Genomic DNA, 14877 nt, shown 5'->3' on the forward strand with positions numbered 1-14877 from the left:
TCCCCGTGGACATCGGGCTCGACCAGCGTGAGGAGTGCCTCCCGAACGGCTGGGTTTCGGTCGACGATGCGTTTGCGGCCAGCGCCGGGCCGACGGATCCGTCCCAACGGTGCCTCTCCGGAGTCGAGTTCCCGCACTCCGATAGACACTGTGGCCTCACGGACACCGGCGGAACGGGCGACTGCTCTGATCCCTCCGTGGCCGAAAGACTGGGCCTCCGCCCCTATCAGCAGGCGACGCTGCCGCTCGTCGAGGTGCGGCCGAATCGCCTCGAACTTAGCTGCCAGCAAGGCCCGTTGCCCATCCAACCCGCTCATGTCAGACCAACGAACCACCGAACGGAAAGCCACGAGTTAAAAATCTGCAAGTCCTAACAGGGGCTCCCGGTTGAGGAGTTGAGCCTGGCAGTCATACTCAAGAGACCGGGGCTCTGCCCGTTCGACCGCCATCCACCTGTCACCCGATCAGCGTCCATCCCGGTCGGGGATCGAGCTCGGCCGCATTGCTAGCCCATTCACTGGCCGGACAGGTAACGCCCCTGTGCGGCAATTACCTCATCGGGCACTCGTTGGCCTGTGTGGCCGCCCGCGGGACCCTCGGCGGATATATGTCGCCGCCTAGACTGAAGCGAGTTTGCCAAAAAATTACTTTTAAGTAGTGCAACACGCCTTGAGGAGAAGCGATGACGTATAACTGGACCTTGTTTTGGGATCGCCTGGAGCCCAAGCTGTCTACAGGGCTGCTTTCCGCCTGCGAGGCGGTCGTTCAGGACGAGAGAACCTATTCCGAAGAGGAATTTTCGCATGCGCTGATCCAGGGGCTCGACTTTCAGGAGGTCTGGACTAATGAACAAGATCTTCGGTGGGGCAAGGTCAAGTTGGTGACCTGTTTCGCCACGCACGTACTCGCCACCGATGTCGGTCGTCTCTTCGTGCAGCAATTGATGGCAATGGCGGGCGACTTCCGGATCTCCAATGGGATCGAAGAACAGAAGGCCCTGGAGCTCCGTGATGGGTGCCGGCTGCTGGTCACGGACTACTTGGCAGTCGCGCTCAATCAAGTGGATCGGGAAGGAGAGCGTGATTCGCTGCAGGAATTGCTGTCCGACCTGGATGCGATGAATGCGCATACCGTGAGTCTCCTCCAGGACGGTGCCAATGGGCTGACGACCGTTTTCAGTGACGGGAGTTCTCTCCACCCGCTGGTCAGTTTCAACACCCTGTGCGCGGGAGTGACGGACTTCCCCCATCTTGATGTCCGGTACACCATTCGCACGGTTCTCCATCGCCAGGTGGGTGAGATCCATGTGACGCCGGAGGGGAATGCCGCAGGAAGTGACGAAGAGATCACCGCACTGGTGAACCGTTTCCAGCCGGGGGTCGTCGTCATCTCTCGTGAAGCGGAGGTGTCGCACGCCGCATTCGTTGGGCCTGCCGCTGGCGCCTCCGTCGGTACGGCCACTGGAACCCCCAACTGGGCGGCGATTGATTCGCTACAGTTCATGGACAACGGTCCCAGCCAGTGGACCGAGGAGAACGCATGGGGAGATAGCCCGAGTCCGGAGGAGAAGGTACAGGCCGAAGAGCGGTCCGCCTTCCTAGAAGGTCTGGCAGACTCCAACCGTCGCAGGCTTTCCTATCTTTCTGACGGAGGTCGTGTACAAGTCACCTCGTTCCTCTCCGGTGGCCACCAGTTCCTGTTCGTCGGCGAGGATGACATTTCGGCAACCGGGATTTCCGTACAGGGGTGGTTCCTGGTCACTCGTCAGGGCAGCAAGCTGACCCTCCAGAGCGCCGGAGGGGGGGACCCTACTGCTGTTCTCCAGGCGCGGTTCCTGTTGGGTGATTTGACTGATTTTGCTGTCGTTACCGGGTCCGACGTCGAGTACTCGTCAGTCGCCGATCTTTGGAATATCGGCCGCAACACTGAAATATGGGACCAGTTCGTGGTGTTCGGGCAGAAACATCTCAGCGGCAGTGAGCGAGAATGCTTCGATGCGCTGTGCGCCCTGCGGACGGCCCGGTCCGACGACGACTACAACATCATCTTCAAGAGGTTCGTGGACCACAGCCGGGTCCCCCTCGATCGGTACTTCGAAGCCCCCACGAAAGGGGAGAGTATTCCGTATGGGGCGAAATCGCGCAAGCAGTTCGTTCAGCACCACCCCGCGGCTGCCGCGACGCCTGGCATCGGCAACCTCATGTCCGACGAGGAATACAAGGTCCTCGTCAACAGTCGTGTCACGAACGCGAACCTCCGCCATGCGGTGCTGGACCACGCACTCGGCGGATTCTCCGAGCAGACATGGGAGGCGTTTCAGGCGGCCCGCAGTGCCTGAGAAGGGTTGCGTCTGAGCCGTCCGGTGCACTAAATGCCGGCGCCCATGCCTCGCTGGGTGCCCGATCGCACCCTTCACCCGGCACGCCCCACTCGTATGTTGAGCAAGGAGGTGACCGCAGCATTCGGGCTCCTCCGGTCAAGCGGCCCCGACTGTGAGATCCTTCCAACGCGTGCCTGCACTTCATGGTGTAAAGCACAACTGCAACGGCGTTGGAGGGGGACCGCAGTCGGGGCTCTCGGCATTGGGGATACGCGGCGCATCCATCCTGTGTAGGGCCCCCTCCGGAGGTTCCGCCGGGCCGTTCGCTGGGCGGGGACCCACCGGCCGTCCGACAGGGCGTTCTGGCTGCCCTCGGAAGTGCCCGTGTGTCGACGCTCAGTCAGTCCGGTCCCACATATGCTGAGGAACAGCTGGTGAACGGCGCGCACACCCCCCGCATGCCGAGCCAGCCCCTCACCCCGGCCGCTGGGGATTCCCCCCGATTCCATCGCTTCGCGCGTAAACAGCGGCCGGGGTTTCCCCATGCCTGCGGAAGGCTCCGGAAGTTTTCCCTCCCCGACGCCCGTACGGCAGTCCGCCGCCCCTTGCCCACCCTCTACAGTGCCCCGGCCGCCTGAAGGGGAAGCCGGGGACTGCACTTCCGGCTGCCTGCCTGCCGCCATTGTGCGGCGACGTGTTGAAAGAATCGAGACCGAAGCCGGAGAAAACGGTCCGAATTACTCCGGAACGCTTCCTTTCGCCTTCGGAGGTCAGGGTGTTCCAACCCAATGACTCACGCATCGACCAAATACCGTCTGCACCATCGCCCGCTGCGATAGCGGAACTCGGAGCCCTGTTGTCCGGCAGGGTGGTGCTGCCGGGCGAACGCGGCTACGACGAATGTAAGAGCGGGTTCGAACAGAGCGTTGTCCACCGGCCCGCCCTGATCGTGGCTGCGGAGAACACCGGAGATCTCGTGGCCTCCGTCCGGTTCGCGGCCGAGCACGGGCTCGGCGTCGCGGTGCAGGCCACCGGACACGGCGCCTGCGTGCCCGCGGACGAGAACGGCCTGCTCGTCAACACCTCCGGCATGCGGCGGGTACGCGTCTACCCCAAGAGCCGGATCGCGCGCGTGGAGGCCGGAGCGTGCTGGGCGGATGTTATGGAGGCGGCCGCCGAGTGGGGACTGGCCCCGCTGAGCGGAGCCGCTCCCGGCGTCGGAGCCATCTCCTATCTCCTAGGCGGGGGGCTCGGACTGCTCTCCCGGGCATATGGAAGTGCGTGCGACCACGTCCGGAGCTTCAGTGTCATCACGGCTGACGGGCACGTACTGGAGGTCTCCCCCAGAGACTACCCCGGACTGTTCTGGGGGCTTCGCGGAAGCCGCGGGAATCTCGGGATCGTCGCCTCGGCATCCATCAGCCTCTTTCCCCTCGATGAGTTCTTCGGGGGCGGGCTGTTCTTCGACGGGGTCCACAGCCGTACAGTGCTGGACGCCTATACCCAGTGGACGGCGACCGTTCCGGACACCATGGGCTCTTCCGTCTGCCTGATCCGGTTCCCAGCGGCGCCCGGCGTACCCGACCTTCTCCGCGACCGGTTCGTCGTCCACCTGCGAGTTGCCTTCATCGGATCCGAGGAGCAGGGTCGCGCCCTGCTCCGTCCGCTGTACTCCGCCGCACAGGTTCTCCATGACACCACGGCGCCGCTGTCGTACTGGCAGTCGGGCAGCATCCACGCCGACCCCACGCTCCCAGCCGCGACACGCAGCCGCACGATGACCCTGCGTTCGCTGGAACAGCCGGCCTTGGACGTCGTCGAGCGACTTGCCGGTCCCGAAGCGCAGGCACCATACATGCTGGAACTGCGCCACATGGGAGGCGCGTTGGCGCGCAAAGCCGCGGTCCCGGGTGCGATCGGTCACTATCCGGACGCCGCGTTCAGCCTCTTTACCCTGGCGCACATGGCACCGGACGGGGACAGCGCGGAGACCGGACGCCGGCAGGACGAGCTGATCACGGCCCTCACCCCATGGGCTGCCGAGAGAGTGCTGCCGAACTTCCTGACCGGCCCGCAGAGCCAGGAGCGCCTGCCCGCAGCGTACTCACCCACCGCCTACGCGAAGCTGCAGGCGCTGAAGGGCGTGTACGACCCGGGCAACATGTTCCGGTACAACCCGAACATTCTTCCCCAGGACCAGCTGTGAGACCACCCGACCTGAGCGGTGTGTTCGACCGGGCCCTGGTCCGGCTGGACCAGGGGGTGCGCCGCGGTGTGGTCCCCGCCGCCGACCGCGACGGTCCCGGCCTGCTGGCCGCCCTCGAGGTGTACGTCGAGGTGGATCCCGAATGGCCCTGGCACCAACCGCCCGGACAGCCAGCGCCCATGGATCCGCCTCGGCACGTCGAGGACTTGCTCACCGTCGGCGAGGCCGCGTCGCTCGGCCACTGTCTGGCGGCCATGACACGGAGTACTGCGCGCAGCCGTCTCTGGCTCGGTGCCCGCAGCAGGGCCCTGTCGATCCTGTCCGTGGCGGTGCCTCGGCTGCCTCGGCACCACCATTCACCGACACACAGCGAGACGAGATGATCCAGAACACCAAGTCACTTACGTCCCATGACCGCTCCGTTCCCTGTGACGTGCCGTTCCGCCCGCCGTCCGCGCTGGCGGCGCACCTCTCACTGCGAAGAGCCGTCGACCGCAACTGCGCCGGCGCGGCCGGCCGGTTCGTGATCGCCCGTACGCTCCGCAGGCTCCGCCTGTGCGCCGGCCTCACCCAGGGACAGGTGGCCAAAGCCGCCGGAGTGTCCGTCGGGACCGTCAACCGCTACGAGATGTGGCGCGAGACGGGGAACCTCACGACCGACACGGTCCGGGCCATTGCTTGGTCCTGCGGAGCCACGGAGACCGACAAACGGTACATGGCAGAGCTGGTGAAATCACAGAACGACGGCTGGTGGAAGGACTTCGACCTGCCGGAACACAGCGTGCCGCTGATGTCGTTCGAAGCCGAAGCCTGTGAGGAACAGGTGTACGCCCCCAACGTCGTGCCGGACCTCCTGCGAACGGAAAGGTACGCCCGTGCGCTGCGGTCGGAAGCCGAAACGTCGCCCCCCTATGCGAGGGTCGTCTCCGACGCTTCCCGGTCCAGGCGCCTCGTGGTTTTGCAGCGCCGCTCCTTCCAGCTCCGCGTCGTGCTCGACGAAAGCGTGCTGCGCCGTAGAGCGGGCACCCACGATGTGATGGCTGAGCAGTGCGAACACCTCATCGGCATAGCCCAGCGACCCAACGTCGAACTCCAGATCCTTCCCTTCGACACGGTCGTCCGCTCGGTGGTTTCCAGTGGGCCTTTTGCCGTCGTGAGCTGGGAGGACGAGTCTGAACCCTCTCGGTCAGTGAGCGTGGTCTACCAGGAGCATCTCGGGGGAGGGACCTACCTGGACGCCCCGAACGACGTCGACGCGTACGAGAAGGCGTTCCTCGAACTGAGAGCGAAAGCGATCGACCCCGGTGCGAGCCTGCACATGCTGGCTCGCACCCGACAGCGCCTCCGCCCGGCCGAGTGACCGAAGTGCCCCGAGCCGGCCATCTGTAGAGAAAAAGAAAGGGGCGTGCTTTCTGTCCCACATAGGAGAAACAGTCAGTCGCTTCAGTCGCTCCTCGGGCAGCGTGACCGCTGTGCCGAACGGGTGGCCTGCCCCAGGCACGCACGCCGCCGGCCCCGAGAGGTTCGAGAAGGAACAGACCGAACGCCGCCGGTCCAGGGGGCCTACGTACTGGACAGCATTCGCCCTTTTCGCTGGTTCGACTCGCTCGGCCGCGCGGCTACAGGACTCCACCGGACGGGCCGCGCGCCGCGGGAGCTGGGACGCTCCCCGGCGCTCAATCCTGTCCGCCGCCGCTCGGGCGACTCTTGTGCGGTGCGGTCGTCGCCGCGCTCGCGGCCTGGAGGCTCTTCCTGCTGTTCGCGTACCTGCACCACGAGATCGTTACTCGAGTAAATGGTTACGCGGGAACGGATCGGGGTCTGTATCGCACGCAAGGGCATCGAGTCATCGGAACGACTCGGCCAACGCCGGTGGGTGATCGAGCGGACCATGTCCTGGCTCACCGGCTACCGCAGACTCAACCACCGCTACGAACGCCACCCCCGCAACTACCTCGCCTTCCTCGGCCTCGCCGCAGCCCCCTGCTGCTACAACCGACGTACCGCCTCACCTCGGCGACTGCGTCGCCGGCGGCGCGGTGTTCCGACTGATCACCACCATCCTGGACCCGCGGGCCGCATCGGCTGTCTCCCTGGCCGCGTTGTATGCCGAGCGGTGGGAGATCGAGAGCACGCTGGACGAGATCAAGACTCACCAGGACGGGCCCCGCCTCGTCCTGCGCTCTCAGCATCCCCGCGGAGTCGAGCAGGAGATCTTCGCCTTCCTGCTGATCCACCACGCCCTGCGGGAGCTGATGCGCCAGGCAGCACGGCAATCGGACCAGGATCCAGACCGGATTTCCTTCACCCGCACCCTCCGGGTCGTCCGCCGCCACGTCACCGACCAGGCGGCGTTTTCCCCCCTCCCGACTGGCCCGAGCACTGAGAGCGGTCTTGCGTGAAATCCACGAACGGCTCCTGGCTCCCCGCCGGTTACGCCCCATCCCCCGCGTCGTCAAACGCAAGATGTCGAGGGCACTCAAACGCACCGAACACCAGACACCACACCGGCCGAGTACTCCCCGCGTGACGCTGGTCCCCCGACCAAGATCAGACCGACCCACCGGAAAAGCACCTAAATCACCGGTATTGGGTATCAGGCGTGTGCGCCGACATACCGAAAAGTGACGGCCAGCGCCTTGGTAGGTGTTCGCCCAGCATTTCTGTTCGGCGGCGGCGAGTGTGTCGGCGATGCCGTGACTTCGGCTCGCGGTCAGGTCGTGGGTGGCTCCGGGTAGGACCGTGATGCCCAGGCCAGTCGGCCGAAACGGGTTGGTGAGGACGTGGACGGTCATTCCGTGGCCTTTGTGTCTTCCCGAGCAGTGGGGGTGCCGGCGGCGACTGGGTCGATCGGGGGCAGGGTGGCGTCCAGGATCACGAGCGCTTTCGTCCGGGCTGCCTCCATCGCCTTGGCCAGGGTCGGCACGAGAGTGGCAGGTTTTCGATGGCCTCGCGTATGTAGCGGTAGACGGTCGCGATGTCGATGATTCCGAATCCGGGGGTGAGCTGGGCGTAGGTGTCGCCGCAGCGCGGGTGGGCCGTGGCGAGAAGGACGTGACGGCCGCGGGCAGCCGTCTCCAGCGTGTACCGATCTCCCGTCGCCGAACCACGAGCTGCCCGGGCAGGGCCGCGGTGTACGGGTGGGCAGAACGATCGACTGGGGCATCCCCTGCACACAGTGCTTGTGGAGGGGTGGACAAACACGTGAAGCTCCTGACGGCCACACGTGATCTTGTTCGAGAGCAGCGATGTCAACGTCTCCAGGCGCGCGATGCGGTCGTACCCCTCCTCGTCCGCCCCAGCGCCACGTCCCTCGGGCAGGTGTCCGTCTCTTGCCCCGCGGGGAGCCCAGCGAGCCCGCGCGTAGCCGTTGGCGGCCCTGCGGCCCTTCCGCAGGGCCTCAATGGTGATGTCGAGGCTCTGCGCGAGCTCATAGTCGCTCGAGGGTCTGCCCCAGCCGCTGCTCCAGCGCGTCCTGCATCTTCGCGATGTCGAGCCGGAGCTCTTGGAGGCGCCGGGCAATCTTCACGAACCGGCTGGCATCCCGAAAAGCCCGCCTACCAGGAGCTTCGTCGTCCAACACCACAGCCCCGCATCGGACTCAGTGCCATCCGTCGCCACCGAAAAACGCCTCCGTTAGAGGGTTCTGGCACACATTCCGGAGGCTTTTGGTGATCTTTAGGTGGGCAGGCTGAGGCAGAGGGTGGAAGTAACTTCTGGGCCGGGGGCTACGGGGAGGAGCGATGCCCGGTGAGAGGTGCTCGCTGAGCCGGATGATGTTCGTTCCAGCTGCCGTTCAGTAGTGTGGACGTGGGTTCTGGCCATGCCGCGGTAGCGGCAGTTCCGCAGGCCGTGGGCGTGAACGGTTTCGGAGACAGTGGCCTGGCAGTCGGCGCGAATCGCATATCGCTGGCGCCACTCGTTTGTCGTCGGGTCCGCTCTGGACCTCGTCTGGATCTCTTGAAGAGGCTGCAACATCAGGAAGACATGCGGCCCTTGCCCTCGGCGTTGCCGGTGTACTTGAGCCGGTCGGCGTATTCGCGGCAGGCCCGACCTCGACCGCACACTCCGCCGCGAGTCACGCAGAATCCAGCTCCGAGCCCGCCTCATTGACGGCTGCCTCACCGCCACCCACCTGACAATCAACCCACCAACCCCACCCTGAAAACCTCAGTAACACAGGACCAGCAGGAAGGCTGCCCAACCCGCTCCGTACATACCTGCCTACGTGCCTAATGCCTACGGACTCGGCGCGCGCTCCACCCCAGGCTCTTCAGCATCAGATCAGCGCCGGCCCTTCAGATCAGGAATCGCGTCACAACATACCTGCACGTCACAGCGCTCAGAATTTACTGAAGACGAAACGCTGACCACCATGGCGGGTTCGACTCCTGCCGACGGGTATGAAGGAGCCAGGAGACATGCTCAACGAGCTCGTACGGGACGTCCAGGGTGGAGGAATACGGGACCAACCAAGCCTCCGGCGCCGATGTGATGAGTGAGATCACTACACCAGCGACGGAGGCTTCGCCATGTCACCAACATCCCCGCCGACCTCCCCTTTCACCCCTCAGAGATAGGATGAAAAGAAGCTCAACGAATGGAGACTTTTCCCGGTCAGTCTTTAATGAGATTCGAAATACTGGATGGCGCTAATGACGGCCTTAAGAATTTCACACATCCTGCGGGAGTTGTGGCGGTCGGCCTCTACGTATGGCCAAATGTCTTCAATCTCGATTGTTTGCACATGTACAGATTGCTCACTCCATCCGCAGGCGCGAAGTGCATTCTTGAAGCAATGTTCTACCTGGCCTTCCGGCGCGTCACGCGCGGCAGTGGCGGCATGCACCAGAGCTGGCCACCTAGCGTCGCTACTACCGCCCTCAAAGGCGGACTCCCACGGCACGTCGTCGTCTGCTATGTAAGTTCGTTCCGCTAGTGATTGAGTGGTGATGGCGTCGGTATGTGCCAGATCCGCCCAGTAGGCTCCGGCCTGAAATTCCATTCGGCAAAGCGGGCAATTCGGCGGAGATTTTACATGCCTGCCGTTTCCTTGATCCATCCCCTTTACTTTCGACTCCGCCCACTGCCGAATGCACACGGAGTCGTACTCGTGCCGACACGGGAGAGCTAGGGAGTCAGATCCATCCATGGGGGCTGTGCAGATTGCACAAGTGATATTCTGGTCGAGAATTAGAGCCTTAAATGCTTCTTCGGATCCAGAGAAGTCCAAATTGTCCAGAGACTGAATTACAACTGGCCCCCTCTGGCTCTCCTGGAGTAGATGCACAATTTCGTTCAACTGATACTCGCCAAGAAAGCCCAGGAGCCTCTTTCCGAATCCAGAATCCCCCTGCCCGCTTTCAGCCATCAATGATTTCAGTGCGATGTTGAAATGTTGGTACAGCTCGGAAGCGATCACGCTCATCCTATTCATTCGGTTGGCTGCAATCCGATCAATTAATGTTACTTTAGGTTTCAATTTTCAGGTCGGATGGGTGAGAAATTACTCGGGCAACGGTCCGGCCCACTTGTCTGCCCCTGCAGACCTACTGCGGCATCTGATGCTGGAGGGGTACCGTCAGTGAGCCTCGGCTCGGCTGCTGAGATGATCGGCCTCCGCCTTCAAGTTGGAGGGAGCTGCGGCCTGTCATGAGCGAATGGTCGCTGGAGGTGCTTGGGGTCCTAGAGGCTTCGGGTGGCTCCTGGCAGGCGGCTCGACACGTCTGGTCGGCGGTCCATGAGCTCTTTCAACCCAACCACCAAGCGGTGACAAGGGTGGCCGCTCGGAGTGAGCGCGGCTCTCGAAACCCGAGGTCCTGGGCATGTCCGCCGGAGCCGGACCCTCGCACGTTCGGGTAGCAGCTGAAAACGCTCACTATCTGCGCGCACTGATTGAGACTTTCAGCGTGGCCACTGATCGGGTGATGACCTTGGTGCCCGCAACGGACAGCGCTCCCGTTCCGTTGGGTGAGATGTCCGAAGTCTCAACCTGTCGGTCCAGGAGCCCTGTTGGTTCCCCATTCTGCCGCACTAATAGGACTCCGTTAGAGCTCGTTACAGGATCTTGTTGAGATGTCCTGGTGGGGCGTGACCGGGGTGATGATTCGGCCGTTCGTGGTGGTGTGAGTACTCGGCCGTGGATCGTGGACGACGGCTTGTGGGCACTGATCGAGTCGCTGCTGTCGCCTTGGCCGGCGAGGTCACCGGGGCCGCGGCCGGTGGCAGACCGGCTGTGCCTGCAGGGCATCTTGTACGTGCTCTGCAACGATATCGCCTGGCAACTCCTGCCTGCTGAGCGGGGCTTCGGCTCTGGGTAAATCTGTTGGCGGCGCTTGGAGCGGTGGCAGCAGGCCGAGTCTTCGACCAGTTGCACCGCATCCTGCTCGCCGAGCTGAACGCGGCCGGCCGCCTCGACTGGTCGACGGCGTGCGTGGATGGCTCCCACATCCGCGCGAAAAAAAGGGGGTCGCCGACACCGGTCCGTCGCCGGTCGACCGGAGGAAGACAGGCAGCAAACACCCCCTGATCTGCGACGGACACGGCACCCCGCTCAAAGTCATCACCACCGCAGCGAACGTCAACGACGTCACCCAGACCCCCGCCCCAATCGACGGCATCCCACCGGTGGCAGGCCGCCCCGGCCGGCCCCGCCGACCTCCCGAGGCCCTGCTCGGGGACAACGGCCATGACTCCAACCCCAACCCCAACCGCGATGAACTGCGCAAACGCCGGATCCTGCCCGTCATCTCCCACAAAGAAGCCCCGAACACCAAGGGCAGGGGCAAGCCCCCCTACGTCGTCGAGCAGACCTTCGCCCTGCTCCACCAGCTCAAACGACTCGCCGTCCGCTGAGAACGCCGCACCGAACTCCACGACGCCCTCGTCTCCCCCGCCTGCAGCCTCATCTACTGGCGACACCCCAACAAGGCAGCGATCATGATCGTGTTACGAGCTCGTAGCGAGGGCCGGACGGGGCCTTTACTGCGGCCGCATTTCACGGTCACCCCTCACGTGCGAGGGCTTTGGGTGGTATGGGGCGGGAACGCGGCGTGGTAAAGCGGGAGTTGCTTGCTGAGGCCCGGTCCGTCGGGGACCGGAGGCGGTGCCGTCGGCGGCAGCGCGCGGTTGCCCGGACATACCGGTGGGCGAGCGGGCGAAATTGAAGGGAGGCTGCCAGACGCCGGTATGACGTGTACGTACAAGCGGATCCCCGTGCGCGTGGATCTCAAAGGCTCTGCGGTGTGTCCGTGGGCGACGTGGTTCGTCGATGTCACGACGAAGGCGCTCGTAGAGATGGCGGTTACTCAGCATCAGCCCGGCCCCAGGACGCGGTGTTGGCCGCGCTGCGCACGGATCAACCGGCAGGATATATACGGTCCGTGTGGACCAGCCAGTCGAGGTCACCGGCGGCATCGGCCTGAGCCTGGATCTGCTGCAGGACGCGGGCAAACACCCCATCGATGGCACAGCGGCGGAAGCGCGTGCAGAGTCTTCCAAGGGCCATACCGTTCCGGCAGGTCACGCCAGGAGACCCCGGTCCGGATCTTGTAGACCATCCCATTGATGACCTGCCGGTCCTCCACCCGAGGCCGCCCCCTGGCGGCGCACGGTATCAGCAGAGCCGACAACTCCCGGTCGACGTCGGTTAGTTCTCGGTGACGCATCACAAGGCCATGATCCAGCACGCAAACGCTCTTTTGAATACGGACCCTACAGTAGTGCTGTGACCGGAAAGGTCCACCGGGTCGCGACGCCCGGCACGGCACCTCGCCGCGTTCTCGGACCGCGGAAGTACGTCCAGTACGAGCCGCGATCCTCCGCCTTGCGAAGCACCGCACCGGACGCCGCGACCCGGCAAACCTTCCCGCCGCAGCACTAGTTGATGGCGCCTCAGGTTGCCTCAAGGCGCAGCTCGGCAGGACCGGAGGGGAGCGGGGGTGTTCCCGGAAGGCAGGGGCGGAGGGCCTGGGATCGGATCACAGGCTCGCCCAGTCTGAAGCCATGAATGTCGAAGAACTCTCCTGGATCGCGGTCCAGAACTTCCCTGTGTCTTCGGTCGAACACGTGCGGACGTGGACCGACATCATGCTGGCAGCCTACGAGGAGGTGAGCGCCGAGGGCGCCCCGCAGCTGGGTGCCTGGGCGCACTCCGTCACCGAGAAGTCGAACGGAATCGTCGACACGACGGCTCTCGAGAACTTCTTCCAGATCGTTGGGGAGAAGGGCGACCTGGAGATCGTGCTCTGCCTCCTCCGGGCCCAGGCGGACCTCCCCCAGATGTTCGCCACCGCGCACGCGTCGCGGCAGGACCCAGAGGCTGCCCTGGACTGGGTGACAGTGGAGCAGCGGACGGCCCTTCAACACCACTTCGGGGCCTCCTGGGCACAGGGCGCCGCCCGATACCTGGAGAAGCAGTGGGGCTCGGCCTGGAAGAAGTACCCCGCCGACCAGAAGGTGCAGGGTCTGGCCGTGCTCCTAGCCGGGAGCGGGGAGGTCGCGGGCGAGGGGACCGTGCAGGCCGCGGAGGAACGGACCGCCCAGGCGGGCGACGTACTGTCCCCGGTCGAGGCCCTCCGGGAGGTCATCGACCTCGCGCTTGAAACCCCGGGGTTCGAAGAGCTGTCGGACGGTCAGTTCGCGCGCGTCGTCCATTCCACGATCAACACCTAGGAGACACCATGTCCACTCCCGTCGAGAGTCCGCAAGCCGCTAGGGAACGAGCCCTTCGAGAACAGCTGTTGAAGCGGAGTACCGCTCCTCAGGCGGGTGGGACCGGCGGTGCCGCCGCCGACCTGGCGGTTAAGCCCGAGGTCTCCGCGCCTGTCTCGGCCGCTGCCACCACTGGCGCCGCAGCCAGTACGACCCCCGCGACCACCACCACCCCTGAGCCTGCTTCCGCGTCTGGAGCGGTCGCGCCCTCGCCCGTCCCCGCCAGCGGCCTCGGTATCGACCGGGAGGCGGCACTCCGGCAGGCGCTCCTGGCGAAGCTGAAGCCGCAGCTGGTGCAGGCGGCTCAGCAGGCCTCGCTCCAGCAGGTGGCGGAGGAGGTGAAACGCAAACGGGCCGACGACCCCACGACCCGCGCGGCGAAGCGCGCGGCGAAGTTCGCGGGCGACCTGGCCGAGCTCGCCAAGGACAATGAGAAGAAGGACGCGGAGAAGCGGAAGCACCTCGCTCCCTTCGTCGCTGCCCGGGACCGCGGGGTCTTCCCGACGGGCGGCCGGTTCAGCGCACACGCGCACGATCACCCCTACCCGGAGCTGATCAGGCTTGCGGGCGGGCTGGAGAAGTTCGTGGCCGACGTCGTCACAGCGGCAGACTTCGACGCCGTCTCCTTCGGCAAGGGCCGGGCGGACGGTGAGACGACGTTCTCGATCGACCTCAAGGTCGCGGCCCCTCACCACGGTTATGGACGTCAGAACCAGACGATCGCGGGCTCCTTCGACGGCACCGGCGCGGTCAAGGTGTTCCACGTGGGCCCCTTCGGGTGAGCCGTCGCCCGGGCGTCTGGCGGCATCAGCCACGTTGAACGACCGGCTCGAGAACAGTCCCGCTCCGGACGAGCCTCCATGCGACCGGAGCGGGATTTCCCCTGCGTCTGCACACAGGTTTCTCCGTTACTGACCCTTCAAGTCGTCTTGTCGTAGGGGCTGAGGGTTGGTGATCGTCGCGGTATGCCGGATGTATGAGGTATCCGCAAGGGTGGGGGGTCTGACCGCGGAGAGGCAAGCATTCCGTGATCAGCGGTGGACGCTGGCCAGGATCAAGACGCTGATCGGCCGGCGGTTCCACAAGAGCATGACGTTGTCGGGGATCTCCCAGTGCTGCGGAGGCACGGTTGGAGTCATCAGGTTCCGGCCCGTCGAGCGGGACGACGCGGCGGTGGCTGGCTGGGTGAAGGAGGTGTGGCCGCGCCCGGAACCACCGCGGCGGCGCTCGGGGTCCGGATCGTCTTCGGGGACGAGGGGGTTTCTCGATGACGCCGCACACCTCCCGCACGTGGGGCAGGCGCGGATCCACCCCGGTCATCCGGGTAAGAGGCCCTTCGTCGCTTCTCCATCGCCGCCCTGTGCTGCTACAAACCCGGCGGACGCTCCGGCCTGATCTACGGACCCAAACGGCATACCGACCACAAGAGCGGCGGCCGCAAGAGCTTCGCCTGAACCGAGTACCGCGACCTCCTCATCGTCGCCCACCAGCAGCTCGACGGACCCATCGTCCTCGTCTGGGACAACCTGAAGGTGAGGCTGATCCTTTGAGCTCGTAACACGATCATGATCGCTGCCTTGTTGGGGTGTCGCCAATAGATGAGGCTGCAGGCGGGGGAGACGAGGGCGTCGTGGAGTTC

The 14877-nt window shown here is 64.8% G+C and carries 8 protein-coding genes and 7 pseudogenes; 10 read left to right on the forward strand and 5 right to left on the reverse strand.

The window, feature by feature from the left end; translation table 11 throughout:
• A pseudogene (locus AB0D66_RS33015) lies at nucleotides 1-317 on the reverse strand (ISAzo13 family transposase); the annotation flags it as partial.
• A gap of 365 nt (nucleotides 318-682) precedes the next feature.
• On the opposite strand from AB0D66_RS33015, the gene AB0D66_RS33020 reads away from it, so the two are divergent.
• From AB0D66_RS33020 to AB0D66_RS33040, 5 genes and pseudogenes are all read left to right on the forward strand, one after another.
• Nucleotides 683-2338, forward strand: coding sequence for a hypothetical protein (locus AB0D66_RS33020; RefSeq protein ID WP_362310875.1), 1656 nt, complete (start codon nucleotides 683-685; stop codon nucleotides 2336-2338).
• Between the two features lie 757 nt (nucleotides 2339-3095).
• A complete protein-coding gene (locus tag AB0D66_RS33025) occupies nucleotides 3096-4526 on the forward strand; it encodes an FAD-binding oxidoreductase (RefSeq protein WP_362310876.1) in 1431 nt (476 codons plus the stop codon).
• Between the two features lie 379 nt (nucleotides 4527-4905).
• Nucleotides 4906-5886: a helix-turn-helix transcriptional regulator gene (locus tag AB0D66_RS33030; RefSeq protein WP_362310877.1), complete on the forward strand. Its 981-nt coding sequence runs from the start codon at nucleotides 4906-4908 to the stop codon at nucleotides 5884-5886.
• A gap of 465 nt (nucleotides 5887-6351) precedes the next feature.
• A pseudogene (locus tag AB0D66_RS33035) lies at nucleotides 6352-6507 on the forward strand (transposase); the annotation flags it as partial.
• A 67-nt stretch (nucleotides 6508-6574) separates the two neighbouring features.
• Nucleotides 6575-6928 (forward strand): annotated as a pseudogene (locus AB0D66_RS33040) (IS4 family transposase); the annotation flags it as partial.
• A gap of 1276 nt (nucleotides 6929-8204) precedes the next feature.
• Here the strand turns inward: AB0D66_RS33040 and AB0D66_RS33045 are convergent.
• From AB0D66_RS33045 to AB0D66_RS33055, 3 genes and pseudogenes are all read right to left on the reverse strand, one after another.
• Nucleotides 8205-8636 carry a transposase gene (locus AB0D66_RS33045; protein ID WP_362310881.1) on the reverse strand — a complete coding sequence of 144 codons (432 nt, stop codon included), beginning with the start codon at nucleotides 8634-8636 and terminating at the stop codon, nucleotides 8205-8207.
• Nucleotides 8637-8932: 296 nt separating this feature from the next.
• Nucleotides 8933-9034: pseudogene (locus AB0D66_RS33050) on the reverse strand (IS5/IS1182 family transposase); the annotation flags it as partial.
• A 116-nt stretch (nucleotides 9035-9150) separates the two neighbouring features.
• Nucleotides 9151-9954 carry an RING finger domain-containing protein gene (locus AB0D66_RS33055; RefSeq protein ID WP_362310878.1) on the reverse strand — a complete coding sequence of 268 codons (804 nt, stop codon included), beginning with the start codon at nucleotides 9952-9954 and terminating at the stop codon, nucleotides 9151-9153.
• A 697-nt stretch (nucleotides 9955-10651) separates the two neighbouring features.
• Between AB0D66_RS33055 and AB0D66_RS33060 the strand changes: the two are divergent.
• A pseudogene (locus tag AB0D66_RS33060) lies at nucleotides 10652-11444 on the forward strand (IS5 family transposase); the annotation flags it as partial.
• Between the two features lie 485 nt (nucleotides 11445-11929).
• On the opposite strand, the gene AB0D66_RS33065 reads toward AB0D66_RS33060, so the two are convergent.
• On the reverse strand, nucleotides 11930-12193 hold the full coding sequence (locus tag AB0D66_RS33065; protein ID WP_362310882.1) for a transposase: 264 nt from the start codon (nucleotides 12191-12193) through the stop codon (nucleotides 11930-11932).
• A gap of 337 nt (nucleotides 12194-12530) precedes the next feature.
• Here AB0D66_RS33065 and AB0D66_RS33070 point away from each other — a divergent pair, with 337 nt between their 5' ends.
• The 4 genes and pseudogenes from AB0D66_RS33070 to AB0D66_RS33085 all read left to right on the forward strand — a co-directional run.
• On the forward strand, nucleotides 12531-13199 hold the full coding sequence (locus tag AB0D66_RS33070; protein ID WP_362310879.1) for a hypothetical protein: 669 nt from the start codon (nucleotides 12531-12533) through the stop codon (nucleotides 13197-13199).
• A 68-nt stretch (nucleotides 13200-13267) separates the two neighbouring features.
• Nucleotides 13268-14020 (forward strand): hypothetical protein, encoded by a 753-nt coding sequence (locus AB0D66_RS33075; RefSeq protein WP_362310880.1) that lies wholly within the window; start codon nucleotides 13268-13270, stop codon nucleotides 14018-14020.
• Between the two features lie 247 nt (nucleotides 14021-14267).
• Nucleotides 14268-14495, forward strand: a pseudogene (locus AB0D66_RS33080) (winged helix-turn-helix domain-containing protein); the annotation flags it as partial.
• A gap of 10 nt (nucleotides 14496-14505) precedes the next feature.
• Nucleotides 14506-14773 (forward strand): annotated as a pseudogene (locus tag AB0D66_RS33085) (IS630 family transposase); the annotation flags it as partial.
• Nucleotides 14774-14877 lie beyond the last annotated feature (104 nt).

Source organism: Streptomyces sp. NPDC048270 (assembly GCF_040652335.1).
GTDB lineage: Bacteria > Actinomycetota > Actinomycetes > Streptomycetales > Streptomycetaceae > Streptomyces.